Origin of the sequence: Micromonospora sp. NPDC050795, from assembly GCF_044456785.1 — a bacterium.
Taxonomy (GTDB): Bacteria; Actinomycetota; Actinomycetes; order Mycobacteriales; family Micromonosporaceae; genus Micromonospora.
The window spans coordinates 1-17,911 of the sequence record NZ_JBITGE010000032.1 but is presented as its reverse complement, the minus strand read 5'-3'; the positions used below and the strand labels follow the sequence as shown (position 1 = coordinate 17,911).

The 17,911-nt window shown below is 70.6% G+C and carries 20 protein-coding genes; 8 read left to right on the top strand and 12 right to left on the bottom strand.

Going from position 1 to position 17,911, the window contains the following annotated elements:
* Positions 1-21: 21 nt before the first annotated feature.
* The 3 genes from ACIBEF_RS24985 to ACIBEF_RS24975 all read right to left on the bottom strand — a co-directional run bounded on the left by ACIBEF_RS24985 (position 22) and on the right by ACIBEF_RS24975 (position 1,601).
* Positions 22-390 (bottom strand): DUF3037 domain-containing protein, encoded by a 369-nt coding sequence (locus ACIBEF_RS24985; RefSeq protein ID WP_396795564.1) that lies wholly within the window; start codon positions 388-390, stop codon positions 22-24.
* Positions 387-1,145: a HipA family kinase gene (locus tag ACIBEF_RS24980; protein ID WP_396795563.1), complete on the bottom strand. Its 759-nt coding sequence runs from the start codon at positions 1,143-1,145 to the stop codon at positions 387-389. Before ACIBEF_RS24980 ends, ACIBEF_RS24985 begins: the two co-directional genes overlap by 4 nt.
* A 63-nt stretch (positions 1,146-1,208) precedes the next feature.
* Positions 1,209-1,601, bottom strand: coding sequence for a hypothetical protein (locus ACIBEF_RS24975; RefSeq protein WP_396795562.1), 393 nt, complete (start codon positions 1,599-1,601; stop codon positions 1,209-1,211).
* Between the two features lie 138 nt (positions 1,602-1,739).
* On the opposite strand from ACIBEF_RS24975, the gene ACIBEF_RS24970 reads away from it, so the two are divergent.
* Positions 1,740-2,849 (top strand): winged helix DNA-binding domain-containing protein, encoded by a 1,110-nt coding sequence (locus ACIBEF_RS24970; protein WP_396795560.1) that lies wholly within the window; start codon positions 1,740-1,742, stop codon positions 2,847-2,849.
* A 10-nt stretch (positions 2,850-2,859) separates the two neighbouring features.
* On the opposite strand, the gene malQ is transcribed toward ACIBEF_RS24970, so the two are convergent.
* The 6 genes from malQ to ACIBEF_RS24940 form a co-directional block, all read right to left on the bottom strand.
* Positions 2,860-4,914: a 4-alpha-glucanotransferase gene (gene malQ / locus ACIBEF_RS24965; protein ID WP_396795559.1), complete on the bottom strand. Its 2,055-nt coding sequence runs from the start codon at positions 4,912-4,914 to the stop codon at positions 2,860-2,862.
* Positions 4,915-5,115: 201 nt separating this feature from the next.
* Entirely contained in the window at positions 5,116-6,324 is a 1,209-nt protein-coding gene (locus tag ACIBEF_RS24960; RefSeq protein WP_396795558.1) for an ABC transporter ATP-binding protein, read from the bottom strand.
* Between the two features lie 10 nt (positions 6,325-6,334).
* On the bottom strand, positions 6,335-7,171 hold the full coding sequence (locus ACIBEF_RS24955) for a carbohydrate ABC transporter permease (protein ID WP_124816208.1): 837 nt from the start codon (positions 7,169-7,171) through the stop codon (positions 6,335-6,337).
* A 1-nt stretch (position 7,172) separates the two neighbouring features.
* Positions 7,173-8,090 (bottom strand): carbohydrate ABC transporter permease, encoded by a 918-nt coding sequence (locus ACIBEF_RS24950; protein WP_396795627.1) that lies wholly within the window; start codon positions 8,088-8,090, stop codon positions 7,173-7,175.
* Positions 8,091-8,143: 53 nt separating this feature from the next.
* Positions 8,144-9,430, bottom strand: a complete 1,287-nt coding sequence (locus tag ACIBEF_RS24945) for an ABC transporter substrate-binding protein (protein WP_396795557.1) — start codon at positions 9,428-9,430, stop codon at positions 8,144-8,146.
* A 334-nt stretch (positions 9,431-9,764) separates the two neighbouring features.
* A complete protein-coding gene (locus tag ACIBEF_RS24940; protein ID WP_396795556.1) occupies positions 9,765-10,022 on the bottom strand; it encodes a flavin reductase in 258 nt (85 codons plus the stop codon).
* Between the two features lie 264 nt (positions 10,023-10,286).
* Here ACIBEF_RS24940 and ACIBEF_RS24935 point away from each other — a divergent pair, with 264 nt between their 5' ends.
* The 5 genes from ACIBEF_RS24935 (at position 10,287) to ACIBEF_RS24915 (ending at position 13,107) form a co-directional block, all read left to right on the top strand.
* Positions 10,287-11,087: a helix-turn-helix domain-containing protein gene (locus tag ACIBEF_RS24935; protein ID WP_396795555.1), complete on the top strand. Its 801-nt coding sequence runs from the start codon at positions 10,287-10,289 to the stop codon at positions 11,085-11,087.
* Positions 11,081-11,263 carry a DUF397 domain-containing protein gene (locus ACIBEF_RS24930; RefSeq protein ID WP_396795626.1) on the top strand — a complete coding sequence of 61 codons (183 nt, stop codon included), beginning with the start codon at positions 11,081-11,083 and terminating at the stop codon, positions 11,261-11,263. The genes ACIBEF_RS24935 and ACIBEF_RS24930 overlap by 7 nt, the downstream gene beginning before the upstream one ends.
* A 202-nt stretch (positions 11,264-11,465) precedes the next feature.
* Complete coding sequence (locus ACIBEF_RS24925; RefSeq protein ID WP_396795554.1) at positions 11,466-12,167, top strand: VOC family protein; 702 nt, start codon at positions 11,466-11,468, stop codon at positions 12,165-12,167.
* Between the two features lie 185 nt (positions 12,168-12,352).
* Entirely contained in the window at positions 12,353-12,784 is a 432-nt protein-coding gene (locus ACIBEF_RS24920; RefSeq protein ID WP_355008410.1) for a hypothetical protein, read from the top strand.
* 47 nt (positions 12,785-12,831) lie between these two features.
* Complete coding sequence (locus ACIBEF_RS24915; protein WP_210781930.1) at positions 12,832-13,107, top strand: hypothetical protein; 276 nt, start codon at positions 12,832-12,834, stop codon at positions 13,105-13,107.
* Between the two features lie 13 nt (positions 13,108-13,120).
* Here the strand turns inward: ACIBEF_RS24915 and ACIBEF_RS24910 are convergent, their stop codons facing one another.
* Entirely contained in the window at positions 13,121-13,906 is a 786-nt protein-coding gene (locus tag ACIBEF_RS24910) for a L,D-transpeptidase family protein (RefSeq protein WP_396795553.1), read from the bottom strand.
* Positions 13,907-14,307: 401 nt separating this feature from the next.
* Positions 14,308-15,018, bottom strand: coding sequence for an HAD family hydrolase (locus tag ACIBEF_RS24905; RefSeq protein WP_393227254.1), 711 nt, complete (start codon positions 15,016-15,018; stop codon positions 14,308-14,310).
* Positions 15,019-15,189: 171 nt separating this feature from the next.
* Here ACIBEF_RS24905 and ACIBEF_RS24900 point away from each other — a divergent pair, with 171 nt between their 5' ends.
* Positions 15,190-15,837: a hypothetical protein gene (locus tag ACIBEF_RS24900; protein ID WP_396795552.1), complete on the top strand. Its 648-nt coding sequence runs from the start codon at positions 15,190-15,192 to the stop codon at positions 15,835-15,837.
* Between the two features lie 28 nt (positions 15,838-15,865).
* Here the strand turns inward: ACIBEF_RS24900 and ACIBEF_RS24895 are convergent, their stop codons facing one another.
* On the bottom strand, positions 15,866-16,444 hold the full coding sequence (locus ACIBEF_RS24895; RefSeq protein WP_396795551.1) for a TetR/AcrR family transcriptional regulator: 579 nt from the start codon (positions 16,442-16,444) through the stop codon (positions 15,866-15,868).
* Between the two features lie 177 nt (positions 16,445-16,621).
* Here ACIBEF_RS24895 and ACIBEF_RS24890 point away from each other — a divergent pair, with 177 nt between their 5' ends.
* Positions 16,622-17,821 (top strand): low temperature requirement protein A, encoded by a 1,200-nt coding sequence (locus ACIBEF_RS24890; protein WP_396795550.1) that lies wholly within the window; start codon positions 16,622-16,624, stop codon positions 17,819-17,821.
* The last annotated feature ends 90 nt before the right edge of the window (positions 17,822-17,911 follow it).

Sequence of the window (17,911 nt, the reverse complement as noted above, 5' to 3'; positions counted from 1 at the left end):
TCACCGCTCCCCCGCTCCGGCTCAGCGGACCAGGGTCGCCATCAGCCGTTCCAGCTCGGCCGCCGGGTCGACGGTGAGACCGGTGTGCACCGGCCCGGTCTGGATCATCGTGCTGCGCGGCGCGGCCAGCCAGTGGAACCGCTCACCGAGGCGCATCCGGGTCGCCGGCCCGTCACCGGAGCAGGTCCGGTCCCAGGAGTCGAGCACCGCGGCCACCGCCGGCAGGTCGACGTCGGGCGCCAGCGCGCGCACCCGGTCGGCGTCCAGGTGCGTCCGCGCGGCCAGGAAGTCGCGCTGCTGGCAGTAGAGCAACACCCCGACGTTGATCTGCTCACCGCGCTCGATGCGGGGCACGAGCCGGATCAGCGCGTACTCGAAGGGTTGCCTCATGCCCCGCTCCCCGATGGCAGCCAGTCGGCCGTGCGGGCGACCCGGCGGGACAGGTGTTCCAGGTACGCGCCGCGCGCCGCGTCGGCCGTCTCGAAGTCGGCGGCGGTCAACCACTCCCCCGGCACCAGGGCCAGCACTTCGGTGAGCAGCTCCGGGGTGACCTGGGGGGCCAGCTCGGCGTCGGCCTCGGCCAGCCGCGACGCGTACGGCGCCAGCACGTGGTCCTCCGCGCGGTAGGCACGGTGCACGGCGGCCTCGGCGCGCGGCCAGTTGTGGTGGAAGTACAGCGAGGCGCCGTGGTCGATGAGCCACAGCTCCCGGTGCCAGACGAGCAGGTTCGGGTTGCGCCAGCTCCGGTCGACGTTCTCCACGTACGCGTCGAACCAGAGCACCCGGGAGGCCAGCGCCGGGTCGACCGGGTGCGCCACCGGGTCGAAGCCCAACGCCCCGGGCAGGAAGTCCATCCCGAGGTTGGCGCCGCCGCTGCTGCGCAGCAGCTCCTGCACCTCCTGGTCGGGCTCGGCCCGCCCGATCACCGGGTCGACGTCGAGGACCACCAGCGGCGGCACCCGTAACCCCAGCCGTCGCGCCAGCTCACCGCAGATCACCTCGGCGATCAGCGCCTTGGGCCCCTGCCCGGCGCCTCGGAACTTCGCCACGTAGGTGCCCAGGTCGTCGGCCTCCACCACGCCCGGCAGCGACCCACCCTCGCGCAGCGGGGTGACGTAACGGATCGCGGTGACCTGGCGGAGCACGCCGCCCACCCTACTGTGGCCGGCCGGGACGGGTGGCGGGCCTGCCCAGACCGGCCCGCGCGGTCAGTCGATCTTGTCGCGCAGCTTGTCGACCTGGGTCTGCAGGCGGTCCACAGCGTTTTCGTTGTTGACGAACGTGGTGATACCCGCGGCCAGACCGAGCCCGATCAGCACGGCCAGGATGCTGAGCACCAGGCCGCCGATCGACACGCCACGACCGGTGACCCCGGGTCGACTCGCCATCTTGAGGCCGACGATGCCCAGGATGATCCCGATGATGCCGAGCACCAACCCCAGCCAGGCGAGGATCGCCGTCAACACGCTGAACAGAGCGGCCACCCCGAACACCAGGGCGAAGGTCGCCGCGGCGCTCGTCTTCGCGCGGGCGTCCCCCCGATGGCCCCGGGACCCGGCCGTCACGCCGGCGCCCCGCGCCGGCTCGCTTGCGGCAGTCATGAGATTCCCTTCCGTACGCGCGGCGCGCGCACTTCCGGCGAGCCGCATTCCCCCGACGACCGCCGTTACGCCTCCCACCAGCAGGAGTGTCGGTGCCCGGCCCTAGGCTGGCCGCCCGGCCATGAAAAGGAGCGCAGGATGCCTGTCGACCTCAGCGCGGCCGACGCGCTGGCGCTGCGGATGACCAGCCTGCTGCTGCGCCCGCACCCGAGCACCCGCCCCGGCACCGTCGCCGAGGTGGTCGAGTGGTTCGGCGCGATGCAGGCACAGGATCTGGCCAGCGGGCTGTGGTCGCTGGGCGTCCGGCTACCCGGTCACGGCGTGGCCGACGTGCAGGCGGCCCTGGAGCGGCGTGAGGCGCTGCGCACCTGGCCGATGCGGGGCACCGTGCACCTCGTTCCGTCCGCCGATGCCCGCTGGATGCTGGAGGTGACGGGCGTACGGTCCCTGGCCGGCGTGGCGACCCGGCGGGCGCAGCTGGGGCTGAGCGAGGCCGACGCGGACCGGGCGGTGGACGTCCTCGGCACCGCGTTGGCCGGCGGCGGTCGACTCACCCGCGCGCAGTGCCTCGCCACCCTGCGGGCGGCCGGCCTGGGCACCGACGGGCAACGTGGCTACCACCTGCTGTGGTATGCGAGCGTGCGCGGCGTGACCTGCGTGGCGCCGAACGTCGGCACCGAGCAGACCTTCGCCCTGCTCGACGAGTGGGCCCCCACGTCCCACCGGCTGGAGCGGGACGAGGCGTTGGCCCTGCTCGCCCACCGATACGTTCGCGGGCACGGCCCGGTCACCGACCGCGAGTTCGCCGGGTGGAGCGGCCTCACACTGACCGACGCCCGGCGCGGCCTGGCCGCCGCCGACGACGCGCTGAGCACAGTACGCGTCGACGGCACCGCGATGTACGTCGACGCGGCCCTGGCCGACGCGCCACGCACCGCGCCGGACGACGTGTTGGCGCTGCCCGGCTTCGACGAGTACCTGCTCGGCTACCGGGACCGCACGTTGATGCTCGACCCCGCCCACCAGGCGGCCGTCGTGCCGGGCAACAACGGCATCTTCCAGGCCACAGTGGTCCGCTCCGGTCGGGTGGTGGGCGTGTGGAAACGCAAGATCGGCCGCACGGCGGTGACCGTGACGATCCAGCCGCTCATGACGCTCGACGCCGCCGCGCGGGCCCGGGTGGAGCAGGCACTCGGGCGCTACGCGGAATTCCTCGGGCTGCCGGCCCGCTTCGACTGGCTGACCTGACCGCGCGGCGTCACCGCTGCGGCGGTGCTGGGTCGGCCGGTCGTGGGCGGGCGGCGCTGAACAGGTCGACGATCCGGGCCACCCGGGGGTCCGCGCGGATCTGCGCCACGCTGGCCGGCAGCGGCAGCCGCCAGTTCGGATACTCGTCGACAGTGCCCGGCATGTTGGGTTGGCGCACCTCGCCCAGCACGTCGTAGAGGGAGACGCCGAGCAGCCGGGTCGGGCTGGCCGCGAGCGCAGCGTGCATCGCGACCACCACCTCGCCGTCGTCGGGTGCCGAGCTCGCATCGGGCAGCGCCGAATCGGCATCCGTCCTTTGCTCTGCACCCGCGGAGGCGACAGTGTCGGCCGGTGGCCGCGAGGTCGGCTCGGGCAGCAGGTTCTCGGCGCGCAGCATGCCCAACAACCGGTCCCGGTCGGCGGCGGCCCGGGCCCGCTCCACCGCCACGTCGGTGCCGAGCAGCTTCAGCTCGTCGCGCACCCGCACGTGCTCACCGGTCAGGAAGCCCGGCGCGGTGGGCAGGTCGTGGGTGGAGATGGTGGCGAGGGCGTTGCGCGGCCACCGGGCCGGCGGGACGAAGTCACCGGCCTCGTCGCGCGCGAACCACAGCACTGTCGAGCCGAGCATGTTGCGCCCCCGCAACCCTCGGGTCACCGCCGGTTGGACCGTGCCGAGATCCTCACCGACCACCACCGCGCCGGCCCGGTGCGCCTCCAACGCGAGGATGCCCAGCATCGCCTCGGCGTCGTAGCGCACGTAGGTGCCCTCGGCCGCACCGCCGCCCGGCGGCACCCACCACAGTCGCCACAGACCGGCGACGTGGTCGACCCGCAGGCCACCCGCGTGCCGCAGGACGCGGCGCAGCATGTCCCGGTACGCGGCGTACCCGGTTGCGGCGAGGCGGTCCGGGCGCCACGCGGCGAGCCCCCAGTCCTGGCCGAGCTGGTTGAAGTCGTCCGGTGGCGCGCCGACCCGCACTCCCTGGGCCAGCACGTCGGCGAGCTGCCACCCGTCCGCGCCACCCGGGTCGATGCCGACGGCCAGGTCGTGCACGACACCGACCGGCATCCCCGCCGAGCCTGCCGCCGCCGTGACGGCGTCGAGCTGCTCGTCGCAGAGGTGTTGCAGCCAGGCGTGGAAGGCGACCCGGTCGGCGAGACGCCGACGCTGCTCGGCGACCGCCGGAGCGTCCGGGTGGTGCAGTTCCGCCGGCCAGGCCCGCCAGTCGTTGCCGTGCCGCTCGGCGAGCGCGCACCAGGTGGCGAAGCTGGTCAGCGCCGGGTCCGCGCCAAGGTCCACCGGCTGGGCGTACGGGTGCAGCAACTCCAGCGCGCGCAGCTTGGCGGCCCACACCTCGTCGTAGTCGATCAGGGGCCCCCGGTCGGGACGTAGCGCGTCGACCACCGCCCGGGTGGCCGGGTCCGCCGCCCGGTACGCGGCGGTGTCGCTGACCCGCAGGTAGAGCGGGTTGACGAAGCGTCGACTGGCCGGCGAATACGGCGAGGTGGCCACGGGGTGCGCCGGCCCGACCGCGTGCAGCGGGTTGAGCAGCACCAGCCCCGCCCCGTTGGCACCGGCCCATCCGGTGAACTCGGCGAGATCACCGAGGTCTCCCATGCCCCAGGAACGCTCCGACGTGAGCGCGTAGAGCTGGAGCATCCACCCCCAGCTCGACGGCGGCACCGGCAGCCGACGCGGCACCACCACCAGTGTCACCTCGCGGTCGGCGCAGGCCAGCCGGTGCCAACCCAGCGGCAGGTCCGCCGGCAGCTCGCCGTCGACTGCGCGGCGGCCACCGTCCTCCAGGGTCACCATCCCCGGGCCGGGCAGCGCCCGGCCGCGACCGTAAGTGAGCACGACCGTCTCCGGCAGGGCGTTCCGGTCGACCGCGCGGGCGGCGGCGAGCGCGTCGGCGATCGCTGACGGGCTGGTGGCGTCCACGCCGAGCAGCCCCAGCACACCCACCACTGTCCGCGGTGCGACCTCGACGCGGCGGTGCCGCCAATCCTCGTACCAGGTGGAAACACCGTGCGCGTTGGCCAGCGCGGCCAATCGTCGGTCCATGTGCCCCCCGCTCCACGACGCGACCTACGACCACCCTGCCACGCCCACCCGAACCCCGCAGAACACGCACCCCACCCACCCCGCCCCGCGCCCCGCGCCCCACCCCCCGCCGCGCCGATCTTGCACTTTCTGTCGCGACACAAGGGGCATTCCACCTGTATCGACAACCGAAAGTGCAAGATCGGCGGCGAAAGGAGGTCGTCAGTCGGCGAGCGCGCCGGCTGCTCGGCCCTCCTGCAGGGTCAGGTTGCGGCCGTTGGCCGGGTCGAACAGGTGGATCTTTTCCAGGTTGAACCAGACCCGGCGGGACTGGCCCTCGGCGACCGGGGACTCGGCGGACAGGCGGGTGACCAGGTTGCCACCGGCGCCGGCGAAGTCGGCGGCGCCGGCGTCGGCGGCCAACTCCTCCAACTCGGCGGCGCTGGCCTTCTCCCCCTCGACGGTGAAGTAGACGTACTTGTCCGAGCCCATCGACTCGACGATGTCCACCGGCGCCTCGAACTCCAGACCCCGCCGACGGGTGTCGTCGTCGACCAGTTCGGCGTCCTCGAAGTGCTCGGGCCGGATGCCGAGGATCAGCTCGCGGGGCGCGTCGGCCGCCTCCAGCTCACGGCGGATCCGGTCACCGATCGGCACGGTGCCCAGGGCGGTGTGCAGCTCGCCGTCCTGCACGGCGGCGTGTAGGAAGTTCATCGACGGTGAGCCGATGAAGCCGGCCACGAAGAGGTTCTTCGGGTGGTCGTACAGCTCCTGGGGAGGCCCGACCTGCTGCACCGCGCCGCCGCGCATGATCACCACACGGTCGCCGAGAGTCATCGCCTCGGTCTGGTCGTGGGTGACGTAGACGGTGGTGGTGCCGAGCTGCTTCTGCAGGCGGGACACCACTGTGCGCATCTGCACCCGCAGCTTGGCGTCGAGGTTGGACAACGGCTCGTCCATCAGGAATGCCTTCGGCTGGCGGACGATCGCCCGGCCCATCGCCACCCGCTGACGCTGGCCACCGGAGAGGTTGGCCGGCTTGCGGTCCAGCAGCGAGGTCAGCTCCAGCACCTTCGCCGCCTCGTCGACCTTGCGGTCGATGGTCTCCTTGTCGAGCTTCGCCAGTCGCAGCGGGAACGCCATGTTCTCCCGCACCGTCATGTTCGGGTACAGCGCGTACGACTGGAACACCATGGCGATGTCCCGGTCCCGGGGGGCCTTGTCGTTGACCCGCTGCCCGGCGATGCGCAGTTCACCGGAGCTGATGTCCTCCAGCCCGGCGATCATGTTGAGGGTGGTGGACTTGCCGCAGCCCGAGGGCCCGACCAGGATCACGAACTCGCCGTCGGCGATCTCCAGGTCGACGTCCTGCACGGCGACGGTCCCGTCCGGGAAGCTCTTGCTCACCTTGTCCAGCACGATGTCAGCCATGACTACCCACCTATCCCTTGACCGCGCCGGAGGTCAGACCGGACACGATGCGACGCTGGAAGAAGAGAACGAACAGGATGATCGGAACGGTGATCACCACGGCGGCGGCGCAGATCGCCCCGGTGGGGTCCTCGAACTGCGACGCCCCGGTGAAGAACGACAACGCGGCCGGCACCGTGCGGGACCGCTCGGTCGAGGTCAGCGAGATCGCGAACAGGAAGTCGTTCCAGCAGAAGATGAAGACCAGGATCGCCGTGGTGAACAGCCCGGGCGCGGCCAGTGGCGCGATCACCCGCCGGAACGCCTGCCCCTGGGTGGCGCCGTCCATCTTCGCGGCCTTCTCCAGGTCCCACGGGATCTGCTTGAAGAACGCCGACAGCGTGTAGATCGCCAGCGGCAGCGCGAAGGTGATGTACGGCAGGATCAGCCCCAGCCAGGTGTCGAAGATCTTGAGCTGACGCTCGATCTCGAACAGCGGCGACACCAGTGACACCTGCGGGAACATCGCGATCAGCAGGGAGACGCCGACCAGCAGCTTCTTGCCGGGGAAGTCCAGCCGGCTGATCGCGTACGCGGCCATCGCTCCGAGCACGACCGCGACCAGCGTGGCTATCAGCGCGACGCCGATCGAGTTCACCAGCGCCCGGACGAACTGGTCGGTGTCGAAGATGGTCCGGTAGTTGTCCAACGTCCACTCCCGCGGGATGAAGTTCCCGTCGGTGAGGGTCGCCGGCGTCTTGAACGACAACGACGCGATCCACAGCACCGGGACCAGCGCGAAGACGACCACGAGGACGTCGAGCAGACCCCAGCGCAGCTTTGCCCTGGTAGTGGTTTCGACAGCCATGTCAGCGCCTCTCCCCGTCGTCGCTGCCGGGAGCAGCGGTGCCGAACAGCTTCACGAAGACGAAGGCGATGATCGCCACGGTGATGAAGATCAGCACCGACATCGTCGAGCCGATGCCGAGGTTGAGACCCCGGATCAGGTTGTTGTAGGCGAGCATCGACACCGACGACGTCTCGTTGCCTCCGGCGGTCAACACGAAGATGTTGTCGAAGACCCGGAACGCGTCCAGGGTGCGGAACAGCAACGCGACCAGGATCGCCGGCTTCATCACCGGCAGCATCACCTTGGTGAACTTCTGCCAGGCGGTCGCGCCGTCGGTGGAGGCCGCCTTGAGCAGGTCCTCCGGGACCAGCGCCAGTCCGGCCATCAGCAGCAGCGCCATGAACGGGGTGGTCTTCCAGATCTCCGCCAGCATGATGATCGCCAGGGAGCTGGCCCGCTCGGTGAGTGGCGCGCCGTCGCTGAACAGGTCGGCCAGGTAGCCGGTGCCGGGCGTCCAGGCGTACCGCCAGGAGAACGCGGCGACCACTGTGACGATCCCGTACGGGATCAGCGCCGAGGTCCGGACCAGGCCGCGCCCGACGATGGTGCGGTGCATGATGATCGCCAGGCCCATGCCGAGCACCAACTCGACGGCGACGGTGACCACCGTGATCAGCATGGTCACCCCGAACGCGGTCCACCAGAACTCGTTGGTGAGCACGGTGACGTAGTTCTCCAGCCCGATGAACTCACGCTGGTCGGGAAAGCGCAGGTCGAAGCGCTGCAACGACAACCAGACCGAGTAGATGATCGGGTACGCGGTCACCGCGATCATGACCAGCGCGGCCGGCGCGCAGAGCAGCAGACCGAGCCGGCGTTCGGCCTTCTTGTTCTCGCTCAACGGGGGCTTGCGACGGCTGCCGCGTTGGGTGGGCACTGTGGCGCGCGGGCCGTCGGTCTGGTCCGGCGTTTCGGTGGTGGCGGGCCGGGTCACGGCAGGACCCCCTTGGACTGGAGGGCGTCGGCGATGGCGTCGCGCAGCTCGTCGGCGGTCTGCTGCGGACGGATGCCGGACGGCGGCGACAGGATCGCCGACATCACTGTGGAGATGCTCTGGTAGGCGGGGGTCAGCGGACGCGTCGCCGGTTCCTTCAGCTCCTCCAGGATGGTGTCCTTCATCGGGTACGCCTCGGTCATCTCCGGGTCGTCGAAGACCGCCTCGATGGTCGGCGGCACACCGTCGTTGATGGCGGAGAACTTCTGGTGCTCGGCGCTGCGGATGCACCGGGCCGCCTCGAAGGACTGCTCCGGGTGCTTGGAGTAGGAGCTGACCGCCAGGTTGACCCCACCGATGGTGACCTTGCTGGGGGTGCCCTCGTCGATGCCCGGGATCCGAGCCCAGCCGACCTGCTTGGCCAGGTCCGGGTTCGCCTCCTGGAGAGCCGGGTAGACGAACGGCCAGTTCACCTGGAACGCGCCCTCGCCGGACTGGAACTCCAGCCGAACGGGGTCCTCGGTGGCGTTGCTGAACGACGGCGAGGTCACGCCCGACGTGGCGAACTTCTTCAGCTGCTCCAACGCCCGGACGGTGCCCTCGTCCATCACGGCCTTCGTACCGTCGTCGTTGAGGATCTTCCCGCCGGCGCTTTCGGCGAGGGTGTTGTAGAGGACGACCAGGCCCTCGTACTGCGCGCCCATGGTGAGCACCTGGTACGGCTTGCCCTGGTCCTTGAGCTGCTGGGCCGCGCTGATCATCTGGTCCCAGGTGGTCGGCGGCTGCGGCACCAGGTCCTTGCGGTACCAGAGCAGCTGGACATTGGTGTTCTTCGGCGCCGCGTACACCTTGTCCTTGTAGCGGGCGGTGTCCAACGGCCCGGCGAGGGTGCCCTGCTCGACCTCGGCCTTGTCCTGGCCGGTCCACTCGCGGATCCAGTCGGCGCTGGCGAACTCCTGGGTCCAGGTGACGTCCAGCCCGAGCAGATCCATCCCGCTGTCCTCGGCGGCCAGCCGGCGCACCATCTGCACCCGCTGGTCGTCGGCCTGCCGGGGCAGCACCCGGTAGGCGATCTCGTACCGTCCCTGGGCCTGCGCGTTGCAGTCGTCGACGACCTTCTGCAGGTTCTGCTCGGGCGGGTAGTACAGGTTGATCGTCGGTGGGCCACCAGCGTCGTCCGCGCCGCACGCGGCCAGCGGTGCCACGAGTGCCAGCGCGGCGGCCGCCGCGCCCAGCCGTGCTACCGGCCGGCGTCGCTGTCGAGCCGTTTCGGGGTCCGTCATCGCCCTTCCCCTCTCCTCGGCGAAAGACCGGGGAGGGCATCCGTGCCCCGGCGCACGGCGAGCCGATTCCGAGTCGGCAAGCTGCGGAAACACCGGCCCAGATGCTCTGTAGCGGGTACTCTGCCCCACCCGTGAAGCCACGAAACCTGGCTGTTACAACGGAAGTTCACGCCCGGACCGCCGCCAACGCCCGCACCCGAATGCCACCAGAGTCAAACCCGCTTGACGGTACGAGCAGCGCCAGCCTGGCCGGCATCCACGTCAGCGAGCAGGGTGTGGCCGAGGCGCGGGCCCGTCGCCTGACTTTCCGGGCTGAACGACGGCACGCCGACCGTCAGCGCCGGGCCCTGGCCCAGGAGAGGAAGCGTTCGGTCATCCGGGCCGGCGGATGATCCGGGTGGAGTTGGGTGAGCTGGCTCGTCGCCTCGTGCATGAGAGTGCCGAGATAGATCAACAGTGCGGTCCGGTTGGCCCGGTACTCCGTCAGCAGGGCCAGCTTGGCCGGTTGACACGGCCACTCGGTGCCACAGTTGCGGCACCGCCAGAGCGGGCGCATGGCGACGTGCGGGACGGGCGGCCGGACCACAACCATCACCGCCACCGCACCAAAGGGCTCAGCACATCGTCCTCCTGAAGGTGGGTGAAGGGGCCGCTCCCGCAAGGGGAAGACGGGAGCGACCCCGGGTGCAGAGCCTGCCGCCGCCATTCCGGCCACCAGCGGACCCGCCACTGGTGACAGTCTGGTGATGACGCGACTACCTTCGATACGTGCTCGCGCCGTCCGTGCAGCTCAGCGGTCCAGGTGAGCACCCATGAGGGACACGCCGAGCCAGACTGAGCGAAGGTTGGGGAATCGATGGGGACCGTCACCGACTACGTGCTGGAGGAGTTGCGCCTGCTCCGGGCGGAAACAGGGCTCAGTCAGGACGACTTCGGCCGAGGCATCGGCTATTCGGGTTCACACGTCAGCTCGGTGGAGACCGGCGGGCGACCGCCCACGAAGGAGTACATGAGGGCGGTCGACACCCGCCACCAGACCGGCGGACGCTTCCTCCGCATGCTCGACGGGTTGGCCCGGCTCGACGCCGAGCCGGCCTGGCTTCGCGAGTGGATCGAGTTCGAGCGGGAGGCGACCACGCTGCGCTGGTTCGAATTGGCGTACGTGCCGGGCCTGCTCCAGACCGAGCGCTACGCTCGCGCGACGCTGGCCGGTGGCCGGTTCGACCCCGAGGATGTGGACCGGATCGTCGCCTCCCGGCTGGAACGCCAGGCGATCCTGCAACGCCCGCGCCCGCCGCAACTCATCGCCGTGCTGGACGAGGCGGTGCTCCGCCGGCCGGTGCTCGACCAGCCGGGCCTCATGGTCGAGCAGTGCGAGCACCTGGCCCAGTTGGCGGTGGCGGAGCATATCCAGGTGCACATCGTCCCGACGGATGCTGGGATGTATCTGGGGCTGGCCGGTCAGTTCATCATCGCCGAGATGCCGGACGGCGAGCGGGTGGCCCACGCCGACAACCAGCTCACCGCGCAGTTCGTCGATGCGCCAACCGACGTCGCTAAGCTGGCGAAGACGTGGGAGATCGTGCGGAGCGAGGCGCTCCCCCGCCGGCAGTCAACCGAGCTGATCAAGGAAGTGGCGAAGTCATGGGCATGCTGACCCCACAGTGGCGAAAGTCGACCCGGTCCGGCGGCAACGGCGGCTCCTGCGTCGAGGTCGCCGACAACCTGCCGAGCGTGGTGCTGGTGCGCGACACCAAGGACCGTGACGGCGGCACCCTGCACGTCGACCCCACAGCCTGGAAGGCCTTCATCACGTACGCCAAGCAGCACTAACCCGCCCCGGCCCCGCCAACCCCGCCGATCTTGCAGTTTCGGTCGTCGAAAAGCGTGGAATGCCGCCTACGTCGGGACAGTAAGTGCAAGATCGCGGCCCAGCCCCGCCCGGCTCGGCTCGGCTCGGCTCGGTCGCGGCGTCGTGCGGGGACTCCCCTCTCAACGCGCGCGGGCACCCCTTGGGACCAGGCATGCTGACACGATGATCGCGCGCTTCAAGGACCTCTGCCTGGACGCCAACGACCCGCTCGCACTGGGTGCCTTCTGGGCCCGGATGCTCGACGGGGACGTGGCCGACGCCGGTGACGACGACACCCGGGTGGACCCGCGCTCCGCGCGCTCACCCGCGGAGTCGATCTGGGTGAACAAGGTGCCGGAGCCTCGGGTCGGCAGGACCCGCGTACACCTGGATCTGCGGTTGCCCGGCGCGGACCCGGCGCCGCTGCTCGCGGACGGCGCCCGACTGGTCCGCGAGCCGAACGACGACGGCCGGTGGGTGCTGGCCGACCCGGACGGCAACGAGTTCTGCGCGCTCGCGGCCGACGCCCACAGCCGACCGGGGCCGTTTCAGCTCGTGGTGGACGCGCTCGACCCGGCCGCCCAGGCGACCTGGTGGGCCGGCGTGCTCGGCGGCACCGCCGAACACGGAACGATCGACGCGATGGTGCTCGGGTCCGCCGGCCTGCCCTGGGACCAGTGGGTCTTCGACGGGGTGAGCGAGCCCAAGACGGTCAAGAACCGGATGCACTGGGATGTCGAGCTGGCCGAGCCGGAGCCGATGGCGCTGATCGCGGCGGGCGCGACGCTGCTGCGGGAGCCGATCGACGAGGCGCACTGGTGGTGGGTGCTGGCCGACCCCGAGGGCAACGAGTTCTGCGCCTTCGCACCACGCCCCACCGGGTGAACGACCGACTACCCAGCGCGGGCGTCGTCGGCTAGCGTTTTCCTAGCGCCGTAGCTGGCGCGTTCGCCGCCGCCGTCGACACGCCTCCGGCCTACCCATGCCTGCCCGATCGGTTGGTAATCGCGGGAACGTCCCACCGCCGCTCCCCCGTTTCGGCAGGATCGTCCCAACGAGGAGGTGCCGTCGTGCAGGACACCCGCGCTCTCGCCCTGACGTTCGAGGTGAGCGGCCTGCCACCGGTCAAGACCGAAGCGTTGTCCATCTTCGCCGCCGGGCACCGGCAGGCGACGAGGGTCCGCACCCTGCTCCAGGCCGCCCTCGCCGCGGCCCAGCGCACCGGCTGGACGCCGTTGCCCGGGCCGATCGAGGTGGACCTGGTGTTGCGCTGCCCGCCCGGGCACCGTACGTCCGACGCCAGCACCCTTCTCGGCGGCGTCTGCGCGGTGTTGCAGGACAAGAAGCGGGTGTCGAGCATCGGCCTCACCCATCTCGGTGTGCTGGTGGATGTCGCCCTCTACGACGACGACCGGCAGATCCGCCGGCTGTCGTACCACGAGGAGCCGGCCGAGGAGTTCTCGTACCAGGTGCGGGTCGCCGCCGTACCGACAGGGGTTTGACCGACGTCCGCGGTGGGGTATCGCGGACGCCGACGAAGGGAGCACCGATGTCGGAGCCACATGTCACGCTCGACCCCCGCGGGCTCGATCCTGTGCAGCAGAAGCTGCGCGGCCCGCTGGAGGAGCAGCTGACCTCGGCGCTTCAGGCGGCCACCGAGCGGGTCCGCTCCGGCTATGCCGGCGAACCGGTCGAGCAGGTCTGTCAGCGGCTGTTGGAGGAGACCCGCTCCGGGTTGCATCCCGACATCGCTGCCGGCTTCAACCCGGACATGGACGAGTTCTGCCGGGTGGCGGTGGCGATCGTCCGGCGCGAGGCGGGCTGAGCCGCAGCGGCTCTCAGTATCGGCTGAGCTGGGCGTACGGGCTGAGCACGATGCGTGGTGACAGCGCCGGGTCCAGCCAGTTGAGCACGTCGACCAGGTGATCGTGGGCGAGGGAGACACAACCGGCGGTGGCGTTGCCGGCGCTGGTGCTGAACTGGTGCAGGAAGATCCCGCTGCCCGCGTTCGGCACCGGCTTCGGCACGTTCGGCGGCATGTTGTAGGTGATCACCGCGAAGTGCGTGTACGCGGGGACCTCCTTCCAGAGTGCCTCGCTGGCCCCACCCGGGTTGGTCGAACTGTGCTGGAAGGTGTTGTAGAGCGCCGACGACGGGTTCTCGTTCCACCAGTCACCGCTGACCAGCCGGTGGTAGGGGAACCGCACGCCCGGGTCGGCGGCGATGCCGTACATGGTGGGGCCGATCGAGTAGACGCCGGTCGGCGTGGTCGGCACACCCTCCACGTGGTTGTCACTGAAGCCCTTCGAGCCGATCCGGGCGGGCAACGACGCCGAGGCCGGCTGCCAGGTGCTCCGCACCCGCACGAACGCCTCCAGCGTGGCGTAGGTGGTGGTGTAGCTGCTGGCGCCGACGACGATCACCTGCTTCGTCTCCGCCGGCAGCGTGGTCAGCGCGCTGGCCCGGTTCTGGGGCTGCCACTTCGGCAGGGGTCGCTGCGGCGGTGCCGTGGCTGCGCCCGCCCGCAGGGGGCCGCTCGCCGCGAGTGCGGGCGCGGCCGGGGCGAGCACGGCCGGGGCGACCAGACCCGCCGCCGCGCCGAAAAGGAGAGATCTGCGCTTCATGCCGCCATCCTGACAGTCGCACCGGCGCGCGGTCTGCCCCGCTCGAACGATTCGCGGGCCGGGTCAGGACCGGGTCCGCAACTACCCGGCCCTGACCCTCGGCCGTCCGGCAGGGAAGCGGACAGCTCCAGCACCCCGCCGCGCGGGCGTGACACGACGCCACGCGCCGGAACGGGGCGAGCCAGCCACTTTCGCACTCAGCTCCACGGTGCTCACCCGCCGAACGCCGACGCGCCCCGACACACCCCGAAGGGCCGGCAGCGCCGAGCCAGGTTAGGCGCGCTCCGACCGGCCGGACAAGCCGCGTCGGACGACCGGCGGCAGGACTGATCCCACGCTGAAAATCGGGCAGATTCGCGTAACGCGACCATGATCGCCGACGCTGTTGGGCTTCGGTACGGTCAGAAGTGGCGCAGCAGGTCCCGGAACGCGGCGAGCCGCAGCACCCCGCCGTCGGTCGGGTCCAGTTCGTCGTCCTCCAGGACCCAGGTGTTCTCGTTCGGAATGAACACCGCGTTCAACCCGGCGGCCCGCGCCGGCAGGATGTCGGACTTCGGGGAGTTCCCGATCATCCACGCCCCGTCCGGCGCGAAGCCGTGCTCCCGAGTGAGCCACCGGTACGTGTCGACGTTCTTCTCGGCGACGATGTGCGCCGCCCCGAAGTGGTGCAGCAGACCGCAGGCGTCCAGCTTGCGCTGCTGCTCCTCGCGGTCGCCCTTGGTGAGCAGCAGCAACTCGTGCCGGCCGGCCAACTCGTCGAGCGCGTCGGCCACCCCGGGCATCAGCTCCACCTGGTGCTCGACGAGGGCCACCGCCAGCCGGTCGATCTCCTGACGTTCGGAGTCGGTGGCCGGCCGTTCGCGCAGCCGCTCCAGGCACTCCGCCAGGCTGCGCAGGAAGACCTTGCTGCCGTACCCGTGCGCCACCGCGTTGGCCCGCTCGATGTCGTCGAGGACGGCCCGCAGCGCGGCCCGGTCCAGGGTGGGGTGGTCCAGCCAGCCCAGGAAGTCGTCGATCACCCGCTCGAAGACGACGTTGTTCTCCCACAACGTGTCGTCCGCATCGAAGATCAACACCTGCGCCTGTCGTCGCGCCGCCACGCCGACCGTCATGCCATGCCCTCCCCGTGCCACCGCCCGCCAGGCCGAGAGACAGGATAGGCGGGAGATGGATGTGAGATCTTCCGGATTTTCGTGAACCGTTGCGGCACAGCCGCCGTCATGTGGACGCGACATCCATGATGATTCCCGCCCAGGTTCGGGACTGCTGTTGAGGAGTACGACATGGTCACCATGAAGTGGGTCACCGGCGCGGCGGTGCTGGCCTGCACCAGCGTGCTGGTGGCGTGCCAGGGCGGCGCCGACCCGACGCCGGGTACCGCGGCGGGCACGCCGACGCCGTCGGGTGCCGTGACAGGCACGCCGACGCCCACGGCAGCGACGCCGACCCCGTCGGCGGCGGCGGCGGCGACCGACCCGCTGCTGTCCGGCAAGCGGGAGATCACGATCACCCGGGTGCGGGGGTCGGGGGAACCGTTGGAGATCAGCGGGCGGCTCGAGGAGGGCGGCGACACCGGCGGTCGCATCCTGTTCGTGCCGACACCGATCGGCGGCGACCGGTACGTCATCAGGGCATTCGGCACCAAGGACGGCCACCCCGCGAACGACGATCCGTCCTGCTGGCAGGTCAACGGCCTGGACATCGAGCCCGAACTGACCATCGGCGTCGCCGTCTGCGACCAGGACGACCCGATCCAGCGGTTCACCATCATCGCCAAGGGCGACGGCACGTACGCGATCGGCAGCGAGACCCGATTCCTCCAGCACCTCCCCGGCAACGGCCTCATCCTCAAGGAGGTGGGCAACGCCAAGCTGAACACCACGTTCCGGTTCGCCGACAAGGGCCCGGCCGACCGCGAGCCCCTCAACTGACCACGATCGAGTGTGGGCCGTGCCGTGGTCACGGCCACCGCAGCAACCGCTGCGCGATCAGTGCCTCGCGGTCCTCCTGCCCCTCGGGTCGCAGCCGACCGCCGCGGGTGAGCATCACCACGCCGTGCAGCAGGCTCCAACCCACCTCGGCGAGGGTGTCCGGGTCCCGCCCCTCGGCCAGCGGGGTCAGGGCCGCCCGCAGTTCGGCGAAGACCGCCCGCGGCGCGGCCGGCACCCCGTCCACGCCGAGGGCCAGGTCGGGGGTCAGCGCGAGCATCGCGTCATAGACCTCGGGATTCGTGTACGCGAAGTCGAGGTACGCGGTCGCGACCGCCGGCCATACCCCCTCCGGGCTGCCGGTGGTCTCCGCGTGCGCCTCGGCGAGGTCGGCCGCCAGATCGGCGAAGGCGCACACCGCGACCGCGGCGATCAGCGCCTCCAGATCGGCGAAGTGCCGATAGATGTCGCCCATGTCGATCTCGGTGCGTTCGGCGAGACGCCGGGTGGTCACACCCGCCCAGCCCTCCGTCTCGGCCAACTCTCGCGCGACAGTGACGATGAGGTCACGCCGGTCCTGTTCAGCGGCCTTCTCGGCAGGTCCGGGCACGCCCACGAGCGTAAGCGCGCACACCTGCCGTAGCGGTCGGGTGACAGATTGGCGACTGTTGTGGTGGGGCAGCGCCTTCGCTCCACGTGCCACAGCCGCCCCTGGCTCGTTAGGCGAGGAGATCACCGCGACAGGAGGGCACGTGATCGCTCGGCGACATCGGCCCGCGGCGAGCCGATGAGGAACACCCCCGACGGGTTGTTGCGCAGCGAGACCACCCGCCAGCGGGCCACCTTCCTGGAGCTCTTCCTCGACCTGGTCTTCGTCTTCGCCCTGACCAGGATCTCCGCGCGGCTGATCACCGACTTCACCGACGGCCAACGCGGCGTGTACGCGGGCCTCGGCCAGGCTCTGCTGCTGTTCCTGGCGCTGTGGGCGGTCTGGGCGGTGACGGTGTGGTCGACCAGTTGGCTGGACCCGGACACCCCGATCGTCCAAACCGTCATCATCATGACGTTGGTCAATTCCATGACGATGGCCGTCGCCGTGCCGGACGGCTTCGGCGCACGGGCCCCCCTCTTCGCCATCACCCTGGTGACCCTCCAGATCGGCCGGGTGGTGTTCTTCCGCGTCGTCGGGCACGGCCGGCCGGACCCGCAACAGTCCATCCGGATCCTGTTCTGGTTCGGCGTGAGCGCACCGTTCTGGGTCGTCGGCGGGCTGGTCGACGACGGCAGGGCTCGCGGGGTGCTCTGGACCCTCGCCGTCCTGATCGACTACACCGGACTGTTCCTCGGCTGGCCGACCCCCCGACTCGGCGCACGACGGCTCGGCGTCCAGACGATCGCAGCCGAGCACCTGGCCGAGCGGTACCAGCAGTTCCTCCTCATCGCTCTCGGCGAGGCGATCTTCGTCATCGGCCTCGCCTTCAGCGGCAGCGAGTTCCACACCGACCAGACGGGTGGTTTCGTCCTGGCGCTGGCGAGCACCGTCCTGCTCTGGCGGATCTACTTCCACGTGGCCGGGGGGATGCTGGGCACTGCGGTCGACCGTTCCCGTAACCCGGCCCGGCTCGCGACCGACATGGCGTTCGCCCACATGACCATGATCGCGGGGATCGTGCTGACCGGCGTCGGCTTCGAACTGTTCATCACCGAGCCGCGCGGTCACCTCCCGGCGACCTGGCTCATCGCCATCCTCGGGGGCCCCGCGCTCTTCCTCGCCGGGCGATCGACGCTCGAATACCAGGTATTCGGCCGGGTCTCCCGAAGCCGGATCGCCGGCCTGCTGACCCTCGGCCTGCTGAGCCCGGCAGCACCGCACCTCCGGCCGCTCACCGCCGGCGCGGTTGCCGCCGTGGTGCTGCTCGGCATCGTCGCAGCGGACACGCGACGTTCCCGTCGACAACCACCGGAGACACCCACTCCCCCGTACTAGACGAGTAAGTCCGAAGTTGGTTCAGTGGTCGTAGGCGATCAGGGATCTCGTCACGGGCTGGCCGGTGGTCCGGTTGTGCCAGATCGCGGC

Excerpts from the sequence above, each read along its gene's own strand:
- ACIBEF_RS24975 (WP_396795562.1), bottom strand. The coding sequence starts at position 1,601 with ATGACTGCCGCAAGCGAGCCGGCGCGGGGCGCCGGCGTGACGGCCGGG.
- malQ (WP_396795559.1), bottom strand. The coding sequence starts at position 4,914 with ATGGACCGACGATTGGCCGCGCTGGCCAACGCGCACGGTGTTTCCACC.
- ACIBEF_RS24955 (WP_124816208.1), bottom strand. The coding sequence starts at position 7,171 with ATGGCTGTCGAAACCACTACCAGGGCAAAGCTGCGCTGGGGTCTGCTC.
- ACIBEF_RS24945 (WP_396795557.1), bottom strand. The coding sequence starts at position 9,430 with ATGACGGACCCCGAAACGGCTCGACAGCGACGCCGGCCGGTAGCACGG.
- ACIBEF_RS24910 (WP_396795553.1), bottom strand. The coding sequence starts at position 13,906 with ATGAAGCGCAGATCTCTCCTTTTCGGCGCGGCGGCGGGTCTGGTCGCC.
- ACIBEF_RS24900 (WP_396795552.1), top strand. The coding sequence starts at position 15,190 with ATGGTCACCATGAAGTGGGTCACCGGCGCGGCGGTGCTGGCCTGCACC.
- ACIBEF_RS24960 (WP_396795558.1), bottom strand. The coding sequence starts at position 6,324 with ATGGCTGACATCGTGCTGGACAAGGTGAGCAAGAGCTTCCCGGACGGG.
- ACIBEF_RS24940 (WP_396795556.1), bottom strand. The coding sequence starts at position 10,022 with ATGGTTGTGGTCCGGCCGCCCGTCCCGCACGTCGCCATGCGCCCGCTC.
- ACIBEF_RS24930 (WP_396795626.1), top strand. The coding sequence starts at position 11,081 with ATGCTGACCCCACAGTGGCGAAAGTCGACCCGGTCCGGCGGCAACGGC.
- ACIBEF_RS24985 (WP_396795564.1), bottom strand. The coding sequence starts at position 390 with ATGAGGCAACCCTTCGAGTACGCGCTGATCCGGCTCGTGCCCCGCATC.
- ACIBEF_RS24970 (WP_396795560.1), top strand. The coding sequence starts at position 1,740 with ATGCCTGTCGACCTCAGCGCGGCCGACGCGCTGGCGCTGCGGATGACC.
- ACIBEF_RS24915 (WP_210781930.1), top strand. The coding sequence starts at position 12,832 with ATGTCGGAGCCACATGTCACGCTCGACCCCCGCGGGCTCGATCCTGTG.
- ACIBEF_RS24935 (WP_396795555.1), top strand. The coding sequence starts at position 10,287 with ATGGGGACCGTCACCGACTACGTGCTGGAGGAGTTGCGCCTGCTCCGG.
- ACIBEF_RS24905 (WP_393227254.1), bottom strand. The coding sequence starts at position 15,018 with ATGACGGTCGGCGTGGCGGCGCGACGACAGGCGCAGGTGTTGATCTTC.
- ACIBEF_RS24890 (WP_396795550.1), top strand. The coding sequence starts at position 16,622 with ATGAGGAACACCCCCGACGGGTTGTTGCGCAGCGAGACCACCCGCCAG.
- ACIBEF_RS24925 (WP_396795554.1), top strand. The coding sequence starts at position 11,466 with ATGATCGCGCGCTTCAAGGACCTCTGCCTGGACGCCAACGACCCGCTC.